Origin of the sequence: Aeromonas media (genome assembly GCF_020423125.1) — a bacterium.
Lineage (GTDB): Bacteria > Pseudomonadota > Gammaproteobacteria > Enterobacterales > Aeromonadaceae > Aeromonas > Aeromonas media.
The window spans coordinates 842,674-859,893 of record NZ_CP075564.1; the positions used below are offsets into that span (position 1 = coordinate 842,674).

14 protein-coding genes and 2 tRNA genes are annotated in these 17,220 nt (G+C 60.7%); 8 read left to right on the forward strand and 8 right to left on the reverse strand.

What is annotated here, in order from left to right; genetic code table 11:
- Window positions 1-39 precede the first annotated feature (39 nt).
- Window positions 40-1,590, forward strand: a complete 1,551-nt coding sequence (locus KI797_RS03990) for an EAL domain-containing protein (RefSeq protein WP_041205096.1) — start codon at window positions 40-42, stop codon at window positions 1,588-1,590.
- A 127-nt stretch (window positions 1,591-1,717) separates the two neighbouring features.
- Here the strand turns inward: KI797_RS03990 and KI797_RS03995 are convergent, their stop codons facing one another.
- The gene (locus tag KI797_RS03995; protein WP_226171612.1) at window positions 1,718-2,899 is read right to left on the reverse strand and encodes an aminotransferase-like domain-containing protein; all 1,182 of its coding nucleotides are present in this window, start codon (window positions 2,897-2,899) and stop codon (window positions 1,718-1,720) included.
- 194 nt (window positions 2,900-3,093) lie between these two features.
- Window positions 3,094-4,161: a M28 family metallopeptidase gene (locus KI797_RS04000; protein WP_226171615.1), complete on the reverse strand. Its 1,068-nt coding sequence runs from the start codon at window positions 4,159-4,161 to the stop codon at window positions 3,094-3,096.
- A gap of 277 nt (window positions 4,162-4,438) precedes the next feature.
- Between KI797_RS04000 and trmB the strand changes: the two genes are divergently transcribed.
- From trmB to KI797_RS04025, 5 genes are all read left to right on the forward strand, one after another.
- A complete protein-coding gene (gene trmB / locus KI797_RS04005; protein ID WP_041205099.1) occupies window positions 4,439-5,152 on the forward strand; it encodes a tRNA (guanosine(46)-N7)-methyltransferase TrmB in 714 nt (237 codons plus the stop codon).
- A 43-nt stretch (window positions 5,153-5,195) separates the two neighbouring features.
- On the forward strand, window positions 5,196-5,528 hold the full coding sequence (locus tag KI797_RS04010; RefSeq protein WP_226171617.1) for a YggL family protein: 333 nt from the start codon (window positions 5,196-5,198) through the stop codon (window positions 5,526-5,528).
- Between the two features lie 99 nt (window positions 5,529-5,627).
- Window positions 5,628-6,548 (forward strand): glutaminase B, encoded by a 921-nt coding sequence (gene glsB, locus KI797_RS04015; protein ID WP_171273301.1) that lies wholly within the window; start codon window positions 5,628-5,630, stop codon window positions 6,546-6,548.
- Between the two features lie 38 nt (window positions 6,549-6,586).
- On the forward strand, window positions 6,587-7,870 hold the full coding sequence (locus KI797_RS04020; protein WP_404801079.1) for a rhodanese-like domain-containing protein: 1,284 nt from the start codon (window positions 6,587-6,589) through the stop codon (window positions 7,868-7,870).
- Between the two features lie 188 nt (window positions 7,871-8,058).
- Window positions 8,059-8,268 (forward strand): YgdI/YgdR family lipoprotein, encoded by a 210-nt coding sequence (locus KI797_RS04025; protein WP_182787760.1) that lies wholly within the window; start codon window positions 8,059-8,061, stop codon window positions 8,266-8,268.
- Window positions 8,269-8,320: 52 nt separating this feature from the next.
- Here the strand turns inward: KI797_RS04025 and KI797_RS04030 are convergent, their stop codons facing one another.
- Complete coding sequence (locus KI797_RS04030) at window positions 8,321-11,884, reverse strand: ATP-binding cassette domain-containing protein (RefSeq protein ID WP_226171623.1); 3,564 nt, start codon at window positions 11,882-11,884, stop codon at window positions 8,321-8,323.
- 99 nt (window positions 11,885-11,983) lie between these two features.
- Entirely contained in the window at window positions 11,984-13,261 is a 1,278-nt protein-coding gene (locus KI797_RS04035; protein WP_042650195.1) for an alpha/beta hydrolase, read from the reverse strand.
- Window positions 13,262-13,780: 519 nt separating this feature from the next.
- Between KI797_RS04035 and KI797_RS04040 the strand changes: the two genes are divergently transcribed.
- Window positions 13,781-14,002: a hypothetical protein gene (locus KI797_RS04040; RefSeq protein ID WP_080675078.1), complete on the forward strand. Its 222-nt coding sequence runs from the start codon at window positions 13,781-13,783 to the stop codon at window positions 14,000-14,002.
- A 64-nt stretch (window positions 14,003-14,066) separates the two neighbouring features.
- Here KI797_RS04040 and KI797_RS04045 read toward each other — a convergent pair.
- From KI797_RS04045 to KI797_RS04055, 3 genes are all read right to left on the reverse strand, one after another.
- A tRNA-Asn gene (locus KI797_RS04045) sits at window positions 14,067-14,142 on the reverse strand.
- Window positions 14,143-14,147: 5 nt separating this feature from the next.
- Window positions 14,148-14,223, reverse strand: a tRNA-Phe gene (locus KI797_RS04050).
- Window positions 14,224-14,444: 221 nt separating this feature from the next.
- Entirely contained in the window at window positions 14,445-15,368 is a 924-nt protein-coding gene (locus KI797_RS04055) for a LysR substrate-binding domain-containing protein (protein WP_226171626.1), read from the reverse strand.
- Window positions 15,369-15,744: 376 nt separating this feature from the next.
- Between KI797_RS04055 and KI797_RS04060 the strand changes: the two genes are divergently transcribed.
- On the forward strand, window positions 15,745-16,038 hold the full coding sequence (locus tag KI797_RS04060; protein WP_226171629.1) for an ankyrin repeat domain-containing protein: 294 nt from the start codon (window positions 15,745-15,747) through the stop codon (window positions 16,036-16,038).
- A 107-nt stretch (window positions 16,039-16,145) separates the two neighbouring features.
- Here KI797_RS04060 and KI797_RS04065 read toward each other — a convergent pair whose 3' ends face one another.
- Window positions 16,146-17,126 (reverse strand): IS5-like element IS5 family transposase, encoded by a 981-nt coding sequence (locus KI797_RS04065; RefSeq protein ID WP_026141915.1) that lies wholly within the window; start codon window positions 17,124-17,126, stop codon window positions 16,146-16,148.
- Window positions 17,127-17,220 lie beyond the last annotated feature (94 nt).

A 17,220-nucleotide genomic window follows, 5' to 3' on the forward strand; every position in this document is an offset into this window, starting at 1 on the left:
AAACTCGTCCGCTTTTTCGCCGTGACCATGAGGGCAGTTATGCCATTTCGTCGTTTAAGGGTGCGTCAATTCTATGTCCGGCTGGTCTGTGCCCTGCTGGCGGGTCTGCTGCCCATGGTGCTGGGACTGGCCATCATCGTCTGGCAGACCGCCACCGGGGTGCGGCAGGATGCGGTGGCGCGGCTGCAACATGCCAGGCTGATGTTTGACCGTACTCTGGACAACGCCCAAGTGGCGGCGTCGGCCCTTCGCGGCAGCCTGGACAAGCCCTGCCTCGAGGTGGTGCAGGGGCTGCGGGATCAGGTGGCGACGGTGCCGGATGTGCGCAGCGTCAACCTGGCCGAGGGCACGACCATCTACTGCACCTCCCTCTATGGGCCGGTCAGCGGGGAGATCCGGCTGGGCGACTATGCGGATGGCAAGCTCGACCTGATGAAGGGCAATCCCGTTACCCCGAATCGTCCCCTCATCGTCTACCGGGAGGAGATCGGTGCGTTCAGCGTGCTGGTGGGTATAGATGGTTACTACCTGCTCAACATTCTGGACATGCTGAGCCGCAACTCCCCCCTCGGCCTGGTGGTCGGCCAGGAGATGCTGCTGCGGGACAGTCAGCTCACCGACAAGCTCATCCCCCCGGGCAGCCAGGGCTATCTGGAGGAGCGCTCGACCAGGTATCCGTTCAAGGTGGTGACCAGGGTATCGGTCGGTGAGTACAGGGCCCATATCTGGGACTACTCCAAGGTCGGCATCATCGTCTATCCCCTGCTGAGCCTGCTGTTCGGGGTGGGGATCTTCTGGTTGACGGGACGATCGACCTCCCCGACCCAGGAGCTGAAGCGTGCGCTGGATCAGCAGGAGTTCATTCCCTACCTGCAACCCGTGGTGACCGGGGACGATGCGCACTGGAGCGGCTGCGAGGTGCTGATGCGCTGGCAACATCCCCGCCAGGGCATGATCTCGCCGGATCGCTTCATTCCGCTCGCGGAAGACAGCGGCCTCATAGTCCCCATGACCCGGTTGCTGATGGCCCAGGTGCGGGAGGCGTTTGCCCCCCTGGCGGATAAGCTGCCCAGGGGGTTCCACTTCGGTTTCAACATCAGCGCCAGCCACTGCAAGGATCTCAGCCTGGTGGACGATTGCCGGGACTTCATCTATGCCTTCCGGGATAACCCCATCAAGCTGGTGCTGGAGTTGACCGAGCGCGAGCTCATCGTGGCGGACGAGGTGACTGACCGGCTGTTCGCCGAGCTGCACCAGCTCGGGGTCTTCATCGCCATCGACGACTTCGGCACCGGCCACTCCAGCCTGACCTATCTGCAGACCTTCCAGGTGGACTTCCTCAAGATCGATCAGAGTTTCGTCGGCATGATAGGGTCGGATGCGCTCTCCAGCCACATCGTCGAGAACGTCATCGATCTGGCGACCCGGCTCGGTCTGCTGCTGGTGGCTGAGGGGGTGGAGACCCAGGTTCAGGCCGATTACCTGAAAGCGCGCAAGGTGGACTTCCAGCAGGGTTACCTCTATGGCAGGCCCATGCCGATGACTGTCTTTGCCAGCCAGCTACCCGCCCAGAAGGGATCGTCAGCCTGAGGGGCCGCGCCTTGGCTAGCGGCTCCAATGGTCTGCCCATCCACGTCTTGCCCGCTCACCGGGGCTGACGGCGAGACATAAAAAAACCAGCGACCCGGGTCGCTGGTTTTTTTCATCTTCAGAGGGTTCAGAGCATGCGGGCCAGGGCGCGGCAGAGGCGCTTGATGCCCTCTTCCGTGGTGGCCTCATCCACGCAGGAGAAGCTCAGGCGCAGGGTGTTCTGGATCTCGGGGCGCACATAGAAGGGAGCACCGGGCACGAAGGCCACCTTCTCCTTGATCGCCTCGTCGAACAGGGCCATGGCACTGACGCTGGGCGGCAGGGTCAGCCAGAGGAACATGCCTCCCTCGGGACGGGTGTAGCTGACGCCGGGCGGGCAATGACGGCTCAGGGCGGCCTCCATGGCGGCCCGCTGGCGGCCATAGACCTCCTTGATCTTCTCCAGATGGGCGTCGAGGGAGTGATCGGTCAGGAAGCGGTGCAGCACCTGCTGGCTGAAGGCGTTGCTGTGCAGATCCGTGGCCTGCTTGGCGATGGTCACCTTCTTGCGCAGCCAGTCCGGTACCAGCATCCAGCCCAGACGGAAGGCGGGTACGACAGTCTTCGAGAAGGAGCCGAGCAGCACGGTATTGTTCGGCGCCAGCTTGGCGATGGGGGGAAGATGTTCCCCCTCGAAGCGCAGCTCGCCATAAGGGTCGTCTTCCACCATCAGCAGATCGTGGCGCACCAGGCGCTCGGCCAGGGCTTCACGGTTGGCGCGGCTGTAAGAGACCCCGCTCGGGTTCTGGAAGTTCGGCACGCCGTACAGCAGCCTGGCGCTGGAACCCTGCTCCAGCAGCGCATCCAGCGCGGCCAGATCCAGTCCCTCTTCCCCCAGCGTGATGGGCTTGAAGTTCGGTTGATAGACGGAGAACGCCTGGATGGCACCCAGGTAGCCCGGCTCTTCGATGATCAGATCCTGCCCCTCGTCCACCAGCACCTTGCCCAGCAGATCCAGCGCCTGTTGGGAGCCGCTGGTGATCAGGATGTTGTCCGGGTTGACGCTCATGCCGTGGCGGCTCAGGTAGCGGTCGGCGATGTACTGGCGCAGCGGGGCGAACCCTTCGGTGGTGGCGTATTGCAGCGCCGCGGCGCCCTGCTCGCGCAGCACGTCCTGGCAGGCTTGCTCGATGGCCTTGACCGGGAACAGGTGGGGATTGGGCAGGCCGCCGGCGAAGGAGATGATCTCCGGATTGGCGGCGACTTTGAGGATTTCACGGATAAAGGAAGGCTCGACCTTCTCGAAGCGCTGGGCAAAAAACGGCTGCATAGGGTTCTCTCTGACTAGGTGGCGGTCGCTCCATTCAACCGCCAGGTTATCCGTTTGTATCAGATTTCAGAAATGAGGCAATGGCTGTCACAAAAATCCATAAAAAGGGCAGGTTTGACACCTGCCCGAATTTTATCGCTTCAACACTGGCCGGGGGCGCAAAAACCCCTGTCAGGCGTTCATCTGCCCTGAGCTTAGAGCCCGGGTTCCTTCAGGAAACGGATCATCAGATCGGTGTTGGCACCGAGCTGCTGCTGGACCCGGCCCGGGAACAGCTCGGCCATCTTGTCGAGGCGATCGTGCTCTGTGTGCCAGATCTTGCCCCACTGGGTCTCGCTGTCCCTGTCGCAGGCGCTCTTGCTGGCCTCGTCGTAGCAATCCCACAGCGCCGGGTTGGTGCTCTGGGAGTAGCCGTCATAACCATCTTCCCCGTCGATGGTGAAGTTGGTGGCCTCCACATAGGCGATGGGCACCCCCAGGCAGGCAAAGGGCGCGTGATCCGACCAGCTGCCCGTTTCCCCTTCCGGATAACCGCCGTAGCTGGGGTGGATGGCGAAGGGGGTCGAGGTCTGCTTGGAGATGGCCAGCAGGCGATCGCGCACCTTGGGATCGAAGCTGTACCGGCTTGGCTCGGCACAGTTGTACTCGGCCACGTCGGAGTGGGCGGAGTGGACATAGACGATGTCGCCCCCGGCGATGGTGTCGTAGTTCACCATGGCCAGCAGCTTGGCGACGGCGTCGCCGTCGAGGCTGGCGACATAGGCCCTGGAGCCGTTGAGGCCGTTTTCCTCCGCTCCGAAGAAGGCGAAGCGCACCGTGTAGGGCAGGGTTTGATCCTTGAGCGCCTCTGCGACCGCCAGCAGGGCCGCGACACCGGCGCCGTTGTCGGTGGCACCTTCGGATCCCTTCTTCTCGCCGGTGCTGTCATAGTGGGCACCGATCAGGATCACCTTGTCGCTCTGACCCTTGAGTTCGGCGACCAGATTCTGGGAGGTTCTGTCGGTGCCGCCCCGGGTGTAGCTGAAGGGCTGGTTCTGCACCTCGTAGCCCCAGCCAGTCAGATGATCCTGGATCCAGGCGGCGGCGCGGGTTTCGGCCTCGCTTCCCGTGGGTCTGGCGCCTATCCCCTCGGCGCTCGAGCTCAGTTGCACCAGGTATTCATAGGCCTGGGTGGCGGGCGCAGGGGGCTGGGAGTCATTGTCGGAGGTGTTGCACCCGGCCAGCAGGGACGGGATGACGAGGGTCAACAGGGCTTTTTTCATACTGCAATCCTTTGTTGTGTATGGTTTTATTTTTCCGCGTCAGGATGCACCTGACGCCCGGGAGATTCTGTGAAGGGGGTGGCATTTGTCAACCGCAGGGGCGGAATTGGTCAGTCAGGGGGGATTTGTTGTGCGAAACACTTGCGCCTTGGGCCTATCTTGGGATAATTCGCTCCCCTGTTTTTGCCGATTGATGAAATAACGAACCACCCAGGTCACCCTTAACCCGGATGACCCCCGGTTCTGTTACCCGGATTGATGAAATAACGAGACAATTATGCCTGTGACCCAAGATGTATTTAACGAAGACGGCAAGTTCATGCGCAAGATCCGCAGCTTCGTCCGCCGCGAAGGCCGCCTGACCAAAGGGCAGGAGAAGGCTCTGGAAGAGCTCTGGCCGGTCATGGGCATCGATTTCGCACCGGCGCCGCTGGACATGGTGGCGCTGTTTGGCCGCGAGGCCCCGGTGGTGCTGGAAATAGGCTTCGGCATGGGCGCCTCCCTGGTGGAGATGGCCAAGAATGCCCCCGAGAAGAACTTCATCGGCATTGAGGTACACTCTCCCGGTGTGGGTGCCTGCCTCGGCACCGCCCAGGAGGCGGGCGTCACCAACCTGCGCGTGATCTGTCACGATGCGGTGGAAGTGCTGGAGCACATGATCCCGAACGGCTCGCTCGCCTGCCTGCAGCTGTTCTTCCCGGACCCCTGGCACAAGAGCCGTCACCACAAGCGCCGCATCGTGCAGCCGGCGTTTGCTCAGGACATTCGCCAGAAGCTCGCCATCGGTGGCGTGTTCCACATGGCCACCGACTGGGAAAACTACGCCGAACACATGCTGGAAGTGATGAGTGCCGCCGAAGGGTACGAGAACACCTCCGCCACCGGCAACTGGGTGGAGCGCCCCGACTGGCGCCCGCTGACCAAATTCGAACAACGTGGCCATCGTCTCGGTCACGGAGTCTGGGATCTGATTTTCAAACGTGTCAGCTAAGCTGGCGCGTCAACTCGCGTATCCACTAACTTGAGGAGCTATCATGGCCAATCGTAGCCGCCGTCTGCGTAAGAAACTGCGCGTCGATGAATTCCAGGAAATGGGTTTCGACATCAGTTTCAACTTCCCGGTCGGCACTGCCGAAGAGACCATCGATGCGGTAGTCGATGCGATGATCGATGAGGTTGTTGAACCCCGTAGACTGGCCTTTGCCGGTTCGGGCCACCTGGCCTGGGAAGGCATGATCTGTACCCAGCAACTGGGCAAGTGTACCGAAGAAGACCGCGCCGTCGTCAAATCCTGGCTGGAAGGCAAGGGGATGGAAGCGGTGGTGGTCACCGAGCTGTTCGACCTCTGGTACGGTGAGCCGGCCTGATATCGGATTGCCTGTCACGGGCACATAGAAAATCCCGCCGCCGGCGGGATTTTTGTCGGTGAGCCTCGCCTCACCTCGTCTCATCTCATGGAATCGTCGATGGTGTTGTCATCCGAATTACTGGCCAGCATCCTGGAAGAGGTGCGTCCGCTGCTCGGGCAGGGCAAGGTGGCCGATTATATTCCCGCGCTGGCGCAGGTGCCGGCGGACAGGCTCGGGATCGCCGTCTGTACCGTGGAGGGGGAGCTGTTCACCGCCGGTGACGCCTTCGAGCCCTTCTCCATTCAGAGCATCTCCAAGGCCCTGAGCCTCACGCTGGCACTCACCCTCTATCAGGAGGAGGAGATCTGGGCCCGGGTGGGCAAGGAGCCGTCGGGCCAGCCGTTCAACTCGCTGATCCAGCTTGAATTCGAGCACGGCATTCCCCGCAACCCCTTCATCAATGCCGGTGCCCTGGTGGTGAGCGATCTGCTGGAAACCCGGCTCACCGCCCCCCGGCAGCGTACCCTGGAACTGGTGCGGCGCCTGTGCGGCAATCCGGCCATCATGGCGGACCAGGTGGTGGCCCGCTCCGAATATCAGCACGCTGCCCGCAACGCCGCCATCGCCTACCTGATGAAGGCCTATGGCAACTTCGAGAACGAGGTGGACAAGGTGCTGCAGAGCTACTTCAATGCCTGTGCCATCCGCATGAGCTGCGTCGATCTGGCCAGGGCCTTCATCTATCTGGCCAACCGTGGCGTGCCGCTCGGTGAGACGACGCCCCTGCTGCCTGCCCGCACCACCAAGCAGGTCAACGCCCTGCTCGCCACCTGCGGTCTCTATGACGAAGCCGGTGATTTTGCCTATCGGGTTGGCATGCCGGGCAAGTCCGGGGTGGGGGGCGGCATCATGGCGTTGATCCCCGGCGAGCTGACGGTCTGTGTCTGGTCCCCTGAGCTCAACAAGGCGGGCAACTCCCTGGCGGGCACGGCGGCGCTGGAGCTGCTGGCCGAGCGCCTGGGGCGCTCCATTTTTTAACTCTGTTCACTATGCATCGAGACAACATCATGAAACGAATGACAGGACTGTGGCGAAGCGGCCTGGCCGCCTTGCTGCTCTGGTGTGCCTGGCCCGCCCTGGCCGCCGAACTGCCCTCCCTCTCCCTGGCCGATGCCAAGGCGAAGCAGGCTGTGATTCTGGATACCCGCCCCAGCTACTTCTACCAGGGCTGGCCCATGGCGGGCGAGACGCAGGGTGGCCATGTGGCCGGTGCCGAGCACCTCTCCGCCGAGTGGAAATACAGTGACGAAGAGTGGCCCAAGGCGCTCGCGAGCAAGGGGCTGAAGGCCGATCTCCCGGTCGCCCTCTACGGCGCACCGCGGGAAGTGGCCGAGGTGGCCCGCCTGCTGCGCCAGCAGGGCATCAAGCAGCTGTTCGAGCTGCAGGGCTGGCAAAATGCGCCGCGAGAGCACCTGGCCCGCTGGCAGCAACTGGTCTATCCGCTCTGGCTCGCCGATCTGCAGGCAGGCAAGCCGGTGGCTGCCGCCCCCAAGGGGGAGTGGAAGGTGTTCGAAGTGGACTGGGGTGCTCCCAAGGCCTATCTGCTGAGCCACATTCCGGGGGCTGGTTACATCGACACCAACCGCCTGGAGGCGGAGCCGCTGTGGAACAAGGTCTCTGACGAAGCCCTCAAGCAGTTGCTGCTGGAGAACGGCATCCGTCACGACACCACCGTCATCCTCTATGGTCGCAACACCATGGCGGCGGCCCGCGCCGCCCATCTGATGATGTATGCCGGTGTGGAAGACGTACGCCTGCTGGATGGCGGCCTGGATGCCTGGTTCGTGCAGCACCTGCGCACCGAAACGGGTCTGGCGAACAAGTTTGAGCCGGTGAAGGAGTTTGGCGTGTCCATTCCGGCCTATCCCGAGTACTACACCACTCTGAGCCAGGCCAAGGCGCTGCTCGAGCAACCCGATGGCGCCCTGGTCAGCGTGCGCACCTGGGATGAGTTTGTCGGCAACACCTCCGGCTACAGCTACATCAAGCCCAAGGGCGACATTCCCGGTGCCAAGTGGGGTCGCGGCGGCGTGGATGCCAACAGCATGAGTGACTTCCACAACCCGGACGGCACCATGAAGCCGGCTAGCGAGATCCTCGCCATGTGGGATGAGTGGGACATCGAACCGACCCAGCAGGCCGCATTCTACTGCGGTACCGGCTGGCGCGCCTCCGAAGCCTTCTTCTACGCCTGGCTGATGGACTGGAAGCGGATCAGCGTCTACGACGGCGGCTGGTACGAGTGGAGCTCGGATCCTGCGAACCCCACCGTCACCGGTGAGCGCAAGCCACAGGGCTGATGACGCGGATACGTTGCCCAGTCAAAGGCCGGACTCATGTCCGGCCTTTGAGTATTCAGGGGGCTGAGATGGGGAGTTGATTCTTGATATGGATCCAGTTTTGCAGAGTTTTTTGAACGGATTGATTTCATTGAACTAATCTTCAACAGACGTCCTTGAGGTAAGGATGAAAGCGGAGATTAAAGCAGATGAAAAAGCTGATGATGATCATGGTGTGTGCCTTGGGGCTGGTGGCATGCAGCTCCCAATACATAATGAGTACCAAGGACGGAAAGATGATCACCACCGACAGCAAGCCCAAGCTGGACGAGAGCACCGGCATGTACCGCTACTACGATGCCGAGGGGCGGGAGGTCATGATCAAGCAGGACGATGTTACCCAGATCATGGAGCGCTGATACCTTGTGACTGTGGTGAAAGGAGGGCTGCCCTGGGGCAGCCCTCCTTGTTTCAGCCCGTCAGCTCTCCCACCTGGCGGTTCACCTGACCGGCGAACAGCTGATGGAAGCGGGAGCCCGGATTGGCCAACAGGCTGACCGGCGAGCCCTGCTCCACCACGGTACCTGCCTCCATCACCACGACTTTGTCCACCGACAGCAGCGGCTCTAGATGGTGGGCGATCACCAGGTAGCTGGCCTCGGGCCGGTAGCGATAAAGTAACTCCGCCATCTTGCGCATGCCGCCGTGACTAAGATCCGAGGTGGCCTCGTCCAGCACGATGAGCGGGCGGTGCGACAGCAGAATGCGGGCGATGACCAGCAACTGGGTCTCGCCGGCGGAGAGTTGCAGCCTGTCGAGATCTTCGTCCAGCCGGCCGGCGCAGCGTTCGGCCAGGCCGACCCGGGCCAGCGCCTGTTCCAGCGCGGCGTCGCTCTGCTCGCTCAGGGGGGAGAGATTCGCACGCAGGGTGCCGAAGAAGGTGAGGGGGATCTGGGAGACGGTGTCATAGAGTGCGCGCACTGCCTCCGGCGCCAGGGCAGAGAGCGGCTGATCGCCGTAGTAGATCTCCCCCTGGGATACCGGATACATGGCCTGCAGCACCCCGAGCAGGGAGCTCTTGCCCGCCCCTGTGCGGCCACAGACACCCACCTTCTCGCCGGGGGCCAGCTCGAAGTTGACCCTGTGCAGGGCCCACTGGCTGGCACCCGGGTAGCGCAGTCCCAGGTTGTCGAAACGCACCGCCGGATGGGGCGTGGCGAGGGCCTCTCCCTCCTGACGCTCGCTCTCTATCTCGCTGTATTCACGCACCCGCTCCACTGCGTTCATCACCTGTTCCACCTCGGCGAAGGTACGGATCAGGGAGTTGAGCATGGCCGAGGCGGTGAAGGCGTAGGTGATGGCCACGGCCCCCAGCAGCGGGCTGTTGCCAAAGGCCACCATCAGTGCCACTGCCCCCACCAGGGCGGCGGAGAGCAGGGTCTGGTGCATGCCGAGCCAGCGGTTGATGGAGGTGGTGGTGTACCAGCTGCGCAGGTTGTTGTCATAGTGATGCAGCACCTGATCTAGGGCGAAGCGTTCGGCCCCGGCCAGACGCAGGGCGGGGGCACCGCGAATGGTCTCGCTGATGCTGATGTAGAGCGGGGAACGCAGCACCGAGGACTGGCGCCGCAGCTTGAGCTGCACTGCCCGGTAGCGCCGTTGCAGCACGTAGAGCGCCCAGCCCACCAGGGGGGCGATGAGCAGCAGCAGGGGAATGTTGATGCCGATGACCACCACCTGCAGCAGCACAGAGACCAGCATGCCGAACAGCCCCATCAGCATGGACAGCAGCACCTCCTGTGCCTCCCCGAGATCCCGGTCGAAGCGGTTGAGGATGCGCCCCTGGGGCACCTTGTCGAAGAAGGCCATGGGGGCGCGGCTGATGCGACCCAGCATGCCGTCGAACAGGGTCCAGGCCAGCTTGAGGCCGAGTTTGTAGTTGATGACCCGCACCACCATGATGCAGACGAGGGAGCCCGCCCCCAACAGCACATAGATGCCGAGCAGGGTGCCCACATCGCTCACCTCGGCCTTGCCGCCGAGCCAGAGATCCGAGGCGATGCGCAGCCCCTCCTGACCCAGGGTGAGCAGCAGGGCGATCAGGATGGCGCCGGGGGCGGCCAGGCGCTGCCACATGAAGCCGAACAGCCCCCAGTCCACCTTGCCTTCCACCACTTTTTCTTCGCTGAACTGCTCCGCCTCCTGAGGCGCCACCATGGGGGTGGGGAGCGGATGCTGGATAAGATCCGCCAACTGGCGGGCGTCGAGCTCCACCAGCCGGCCCTGCTCGATACGGATCACCCGATCGCAGTGGGCAAGCACATCCGGATCGTGGCTCACCAGCAGCCGGGTCGGTCCCGGTTTGAAGGTGAGCCCCTGCTCCAGCACCTGGGCCGAGACGATAGGGTCCAGTGCAGACAGGGGGTTGTCCAGCAGCAGGATGTCGGCCTCTGCATAGAGGGCGCGGGCCAGAGCGACCCGCTGTTGCTGACCGCCGGAGAGGCGGGTGCCGAGCTCACCCACCAGGGTCCGATCCCCGTGGCTCAGCAGTCCCAGATCCGTGGTGAGGGCGCAGGCACCGAGCACCCAGTGGTAGCGCTCCTCGTGCCAGGGTTGGCCGAACAGAATGTTGTTGCGGATGCTGTCGTTCATCAGCCAGGGTTTGTGGCCCAGATGCGCCACCCGGCCGTTGCGGTGGATGCTCCCCTCGAAGTCGTTGTCAAAACCGGCGACCAGGTGCAGCAGGCAGCTCTTGCCCGCGCCGGTCGCCCCGGTGATCCCCACCAGCTCCCCCGGCTGGATGCTGAGGCTGACGTCCTGCAACACCATTTTTTGCTGGTGCAGGGCGGTGACGCGGTCTAGCCGCAGGCTGCCTGCCGGCAGGCTGGGGTCGGTGAGATCCCGATGCTGCTCCGGGCCATTCAAGAACTCGCACAGCCGGTTGAAGCCCGTATTGAAGTTGATCAGGGTGCGGATGAGGTAGGGCAGCCGCATCATGGGGATCCGCAGCACCGCGAACAGGGCTATGGTGGTGAACACCTGGGGCAGGGTCAGGCTCTGGCCCGAGGCCAGATAGGTGGTGAAGGTGGCGAGCGTCACCAGCAGCGGAGTGCTCATCATCAGGAAGCTGTTGATGGCATCGAGCTTGAGCACCCGGCCGAGCACCACGAGTTCCTGCTGGCGCCTGGTGTTGGCCGCCCGGGTGAAGAAGGTGCCGAGACCGTTCTGGCGCACCAGCCGCAGCTTCTTGATGTATTCCGCCAGGATGCCGTTGCGCTCGTCCTGCTGGCGCTTGAGCTGCTGCTCCTGCTGGTTCATGCGGCGCACCACCCGGGTGGAGAGCAGCAGCAGCAGGGTGAGCACCACAAAGCCCACCAGGCCGGCGCTGCCCACCTGCCATACCAGCAGGGCTATGGTGCCCGCCAGCTGCAGTGCCATGGTGAGCGGCATGGCGGGATCCGCCAATATCCAGGTAATGTCCCACACGTCCCGGTTGATGAGGTTCTGTACCCGGCCACCGGCCCTGTCATCGAAGCTCTTGCCGCCGAGTTTCATCACCTTGGCGAGCAGGGACTCGGCCAGCAGGCGGCGAATGGGGACGTGCATCTTGAGCGCCAGCTGCAGGGAGTGCTCCGCCAGCATGCCGGCGGCGAGCACCGAGGCAAACAGGGCGAAGGCGAGCAACAGCTTGTGGCCGGTGCTGGCCCCGGTGCCGAGCTGGGTCATGCTGTGGTTGAGCAGCCAGGGGCTGGCCAGGGTGGCCAGCATGCCGATCAGCTGCAACAGGGTGAGCAGGCCGATGCGGCGGCGGTAGTGGCGCCAGATAAAGGCCATGATGGGCCAAGGGCGCACCGGCGCAGCGGCGGTGAGCGCGAGGAAGGCATCGGCCCGCGCGTCGCGCCTGTCTTCCGGCAGCAGGGGGTAGAGATCGTCGAGACCGACCTGGGGCTCGGTCAGCCCCTTGCGTTGCAGCGGGCCCGTCCAGTGATAGAAGAGGCGGCTCAGCCAGCCGGCCGAGATTTCCGGATGATCCAAAGGGTGTCCTTGTTGTTTTGTGTTGCTTCCGACAGGGCGGGGCGGCTCATGGGCCGCCCTCGATATTCTTGTTATGGCGGGCGCGCCGCCCGAGCGGGATCAGCAGTCCCGGTTCAAGCGGATGAGCCGGTCCAGGATCTGCTCGCCGTCGACTCTCAGGCCGTTGTGCTCGTACTCGTTGGTGATCCAGGCGCGGCTGTTGCCAAGGCCCTTGAGGGTATCGCGGCTGTAGTCGAACTCCACGTACATGTCCTCGGCATAGACGGCGCAGGCCACCGGCACCGGGTTCTTAGCCAGCTGAGCCGGGTTGTAGAGGGTGCCCCAATCGGCCTTTTTGGCCAGTAGATGAGCGGCCTCCTTGAGTGGTATCAGCTCGCGGAACTGCTCGAACATCCAGGGGAAGATCATCTCGCCGGTGAAGGCAAAATCCTTGCCCGGCGCCCAGGCCAGGGCCGGATACTCGCCCCTGACCCGCTCGGCCGCCCAGTTGCTTGCGCTCCCCTCGCAATAGATGGACTCGTGCAAAATGGCGAACACAGGATTGGTGTTGAACGGCTGCATGGCCTGCACCTTGTAGAGGAAGGCAGGGTTAATTTCCTCGCCGATGAAGGCGTCCTCCAGCAAGTAGTAGAGCTCCTCGAAGGCGCCGCTGGCGCCGAGATCCAGCCCCTGCTGCTGCAACTGCTCCACCGTCAGGCGCTGGCCGTTCGGCAGGCGGACGTCGTGGCGGTGCAGGTGGGTCGCCAGCCGGTTGGCGATGGCCTGGGCATGGGGGAAGCGGGCGAAGAAGGCGCGGTTCTTGTCTGCCACCCGTTGATAGGTGGCGCGGTAGACCTCGTCCGCGCTGCGACCTATGGGGGCCACGCCGCCGGTGAGGTAGACCTCGTGCAGGCTGCCTGGGAACAGGGAGAGATAGGTGAGGCTGCAAAAGCCGCCGAAGCTCTGGCCAAGCAGGCTCCAGGGCCGGTCCGGGCTCAGGGTCTCGCGAATGTATTCGGCGTCCCGCACTATGCTGTCGGCGCGAAAATGGCCGAGGTAGCCGGCCTGCTCAACCGGGGTGAGCCCGGCCAGTGCCTCGGCGTTGATGGGGGTGGAGTGGCCGGTGCCGCGCTGATCGAGCAGCAGCACCCTAAACTCCTGCAGGGCCCGCTTGATCCAGCCGCCGCTTGCGGTCGGGCGCGGGGCGCCAAAGCCCGGCCCCCCCTGCAGATAGAGCAGCCAGGGCAGCTCATCGTTCAGCTTGTCTTGGCGACAGAGAGTGCGGCCAAACAGGGTAATACTCTTCTCGTCATCCGGTCGCTGGTGGTCGAGGGGCACGGTGAAGAAGTGTGGCTCGCAATGGATGCCATCCAGCACGTAGTGCAAGGGGCTGCTCATCTGGGGTCTCCCTGAGGTCGGAAATCGTCGGCCTCATCATAGCCCTGGCTCGCAGAAGGGTCACGCCGGTTTTCCCGATAATGAGCGGCCGATGACGAGAGACTCTCTTGTGTACCTGGCCGGTTTATGGTTGCGGACCGATTGACCTTGAGCTGAACCGGGATCAAGATGCCCTTCTGCCGAGAAGGGCAGGGGAGCGGACACAACAGGACGAGGTGGGCTCGATGAAGCCGCGATGGACAAGGTTCAGAGAGAGAAGAAAAGAGACGGATCCTGAGGGCGTGCTGCAGGCGGGGTTGCTGGTATTCAGCGCTACCTGCGGGGCAACCCTGTTGCTGGCAGCCTGTAACGGCGGATAGCAGGCATGGAAGGCCCATCCGACAGGGTGGGCCTCTTCATTTGTCTCCCTTTTCCGGCAGGGGTGGACCGGCCTGGAGCCCTTTGCTGGCGCGGGTTTGCGGTAGTCTGATACCTGCTGCTATGGTCAATTTACGACGGGATCCACAGAGGGAGGCGATCATGAATAGTCGTGAAAGGGTACTGGCTCATTTGGCCACAGATCACCGGGTTGCAGGATTGACCGCTGGCGAGGCTCTGGCCGGTATCAGCCACTCGATGAGTTCGCTCCTGCTGCAACAAGATCAGCACTTCTTCCGCTCTCATGCCGATGATCCTTGTCACGAGGTCGCCCGGGCATGTTCTGCCGGTCATGTCTGGCACGGTGACGAGAATCGCTATTAGGGGATGACACTTCGGGAAGAGGAGATGCAGAAAGGCCCGCTCAGATGAGCGGGCCTTTCGAATTTGGCTCCTCCTGCTGGACTTGAACCAGCGACATACGGATTAACAGTCCGCCGTTCTACCGACTGAACTAAGGAGGAATTATTGGTGCCCAGAGACGGAATCGAACCGCCGACACGGGGATTTTCAATCCCCTGCTCTACCGACTGAGCTATCTGGGCAACGGCGCGCATTAAACCCTTTCTGGACTGGGGTGTCAACCTTGCAGCCCCAGTTTCTGGCATGTTTTTGCATAGGGTGAACCAAGTGGCGAGATACTGTGCAAGGAGCCCCTGACTCAACGCCGGGGGGGCAGTCCAGTTTCTACGAAATTCAAGGCTATTCATCCTTAAATTGGATAACTTGCCACTCAGTCGTAGCCCTTCTGAGGGCCAGCGGGGAGCTATGTCAGCAGATCTTGATAGATATGGGTTAATAAACCGTCGGGGCGAAATTCATGTTTGATCCATTGAGCTACTTGGCCGGTTGCTGAGTGTTGGATGGCCAGCAACATGCGCGAATCCTGGCGTGGGTTATTGATCCGGCGGATCACCAGCAGATTTTCTTTCATCGCCTCACGAACCATGTAATCCGGTAAAAAACCGATGCCCTCGCCAAGAATGTGGCACTGGTACTTGGTACTGAAATCAGGGACCAGAATTGACTCCTGGCCATGTAGCAGCCAGCCCACCTTCTTATTCATGTTGTGCGCCGTATCCTCTACCATGATGTTCGGATACAGTCTTAGATGACTCTCAGGGATGGGTTCAGGTATAAAGGCCAGCGGATGATCCGGAGTGATAGCAAATTCCCAGCGAATAGCGCCAATCTCCATGTAGTCAATACCGCCACCGTCCAGTAACGTACCCGGGGCGCCGATGGCGATGTTGACCTGATTATTGATTATGGCGTCCCAGACGCCGTTATAGACTTCGGTTGTCACTGCGAACTGACAGGTGGGAAACTTTTTTTTCAACACCTGCAACAACCGTGCAGTGTGCTGTGGGGTGTACAGCAACTGATTTATACAGATGCGCACTCGTGTTTCGATACCTTGGGCGATGGCATCGATGCTGCGCTTGATTGCGTGAATGTCGTTGAGCAGATCGGTCGCTTTGCGGAAAAAATAACGTCCTGATTCAGTGAGCTCAATGCTGCGAGTATTGCGGGTAAAAAGTACTGCATCGAGTCCAGTTTCCATTCGCTTGATTGCATAACTGATGGCGGAGGTGGTCAAGCTAAGCTCCTCTGCAGCCTTGCTGAAGCTACCGAAGCGCGCCGCCATGGTAAAGGCCAGCAGATTCTCCTCTGTAAAAATTGAATTCATACTGATCTCATCTCGTGCCGCAGGATCATTGTTGAATATATTTTTAATCTTTAGTCTGAAAGATCATTTTGGAACTTAATGCAACATTATAGTTACACTTGGTTTGAAGCTAATCACACTTCAATATTTTAGCTGGAAGGCACAGCTTGCAAGGCATTGTGGAATGTTGCCCACAGAGATTTTAAGTGACAAGTGAGCCGATAACCACAAGAAGAATAGTGATCAACTGCACATTCGGCTTCGATTGTTGATTTTGTATCAATAATCCAGTGATTTACGATGAATGCTTCTTAAGCGGATGTTTTTCTTTCAAGGCTGTTGTTATTCTCAAGCCATAGAAATTTCAATAAATCTGAAGAGCTACAAGAGAGGGAATATGCTTGATAAAGAACTCATGACCGAATTTCTGCTGGCAGCCGAGCAAGGGAATGTTGAGAGACTAGCATCTTGCCTGGCGAATAAAGTCGATGTTAATGGGGTAAATCGTCAGGGGCGGACCGCCATTATTATTGCCAGTCTTAATAAACATTATGACTGCGTTGCACTATTGATTGAGTCTGGTGCAGACATTAACAAACAAGATCAGACTTGCTTTAATCCTTTTTTAATAAGCTGCCTGATGAATGACTTAAGGAAGGTGCGAATAAGCGGGGAAATTCTTCTCGGCTGACTCAGTCATTTCATTTTTTCAGTTTGAGCCGATCTTTTCTCCCGTAAATGCCTTGAATCAGCCTATTTAGACCGTTTCTTCGCCATTTAAGGCGTTATTCCCAGTTTTTAGTGAGATCTCTCCCACTGACGTATCATTTGGTCCGCCCGAAACAGGTTGGCCAGCGTGAATAACATCGCCAGTTGGTTATCGTTTTTCAGCAACCCCTTGTATCTGGCTTTCACGAAGCCGAACTGTCGCTTGATGATGCGAAATGGGTGCTCCACCTTGGCCCGGATGCTGGCTTTCATGTATTCGATGTTGATGGCCGTTTTGTTCTTGCGTGGATGCTGTTTCAAGGTTCTTACCTTGCCGGGGCGCTCGGCGATCAGCCAGTCCACATCCACCTCAGCCAGCTCCTCGCGCTGTGGCGCCCCTTGGTAGCCGGCATCGGCTGAGACAAATTGCTCCTCTCCATGCAGCAGATTACCCAGCTGATTGAGGTCATGCTCGTTGGCCGCGGTGGTGACTAGGCTGTGGGTCAGGCCACTCTTGGCATCGACACCAATGTGGGCCTTCATGCCAAAGTGCCACTGATTGCCTTTCTTGGTCTGATGCATCTGCGGATCGCGTTGCTGCTCTTTGTTCTTGGTCGAGCTGGGTGCCTCAATGATGGTGGCATCGACCAAGGTGCCTTGAGTCATCATGACGCCTGCTTCGGCCAGCCAGCGATTGATGGTCTTGAACAATTGGCGGGCCAGTTGATGCTGCTCCAGCAGGTGGCGGAAATTCATGATGGTGGTGCGGTCCGGCAAGGCGCTATCCAGGGATAACCGCGCAAACAGACGCATGGAGGCGATTTCGTACAGAGCATCTTCCATCGCGCCATCGCTCAGGTTGTACCAATGCTGCATGCAGTGAATGCGCAGCATGGTTTCCAGCGGATAGGGCCGACGACCATTACCGGCTTTGGGATAAAACGGCTCGATGACTTCCACCATGTTTTGCCATGGCAGAATCTGCTCCATGCGGGACAAGAAAATCTCTTTTCTGGTCTGACGGCGCTTACTGCTGAATTCACTGTCGGCGAAGGTAAGTTGATGACTCATGATGAACCCTGTTCCATGGCTCCAGATGACAAACATGATCTCATATCAGGGACTTGTTCGCACCTTCCCTAAGCTGCGACTCCAAATAGTCAAT

Bases quoted from the DNA above. Each gene is read 5' to 3' on its own strand.
- KI797_RS03990 (WP_041205096.1), top strand. From the start codon at position 40: ATGCCATTTCGTCGTTTAAGGGTGCGTCAATTCTATGTCCGGCTGGTC.
- KI797_RS03995 (WP_226171612.1), bottom strand. From the start codon at position 2,899: ATGCAGCCGTTTTTTGCCCAGCGCTTCGAGAAGGTCGAGCCTTCCTTT.
- KI797_RS04000 (WP_226171615.1), bottom strand. From the start codon at position 4,161: ATGAAAAAAGCCCTGTTGACCCTCGTCATCCCGTCCCTGCTGGCCGGG.
- trmB (WP_041205099.1), top strand. From the start codon at position 4,439: ATGCCTGTGACCCAAGATGTATTTAACGAAGACGGCAAGTTCATGCGC.
- KI797_RS04010 (WP_226171617.1), top strand. From the start codon at position 5,196: ATGGCCAATCGTAGCCGCCGTCTGCGTAAGAAACTGCGCGTCGATGAA.
- glsB (WP_171273301.1), top strand. From the start codon at position 5,628: ATGGTGTTGTCATCCGAATTACTGGCCAGCATCCTGGAAGAGGTGCGT.
- KI797_RS04020 (WP_404801079.1), top strand. From the start codon at position 6,587: ATGACAGGACTGTGGCGAAGCGGCCTGGCCGCCTTGCTGCTCTGGTGT.
- KI797_RS04025 (WP_182787760.1), top strand. From the start codon at position 8,059: ATGAAAAAGCTGATGATGATCATGGTGTGTGCCTTGGGGCTGGTGGCA.
- KI797_RS04035 (WP_042650195.1), bottom strand. From the start codon at position 13,261: ATGAGCAGCCCCTTGCACTACGTGCTGGATGGCATCCATTGCGAGCCA.
- KI797_RS04040 (WP_080675078.1), top strand. From the start codon at position 13,781: ATGAATAGTCGTGAAAGGGTACTGGCTCATTTGGCCACAGATCACCGG.
- KI797_RS04055 (WP_226171626.1), bottom strand. From the start codon at position 15,368: ATGAATTCAATTTTTACAGAGGAGAATCTGCTGGCCTTTACCATGGCG.
- KI797_RS04060 (WP_226171629.1), top strand. From the start codon at position 15,745: ATGCTTGATAAAGAACTCATGACCGAATTTCTGCTGGCAGCCGAGCAA.
- KI797_RS04065 (WP_026141915.1), bottom strand. From the start codon at position 17,126: ATGAGTCATCAACTTACCTTCGCCGACAGTGAATTCAGCAGTAAGCGC.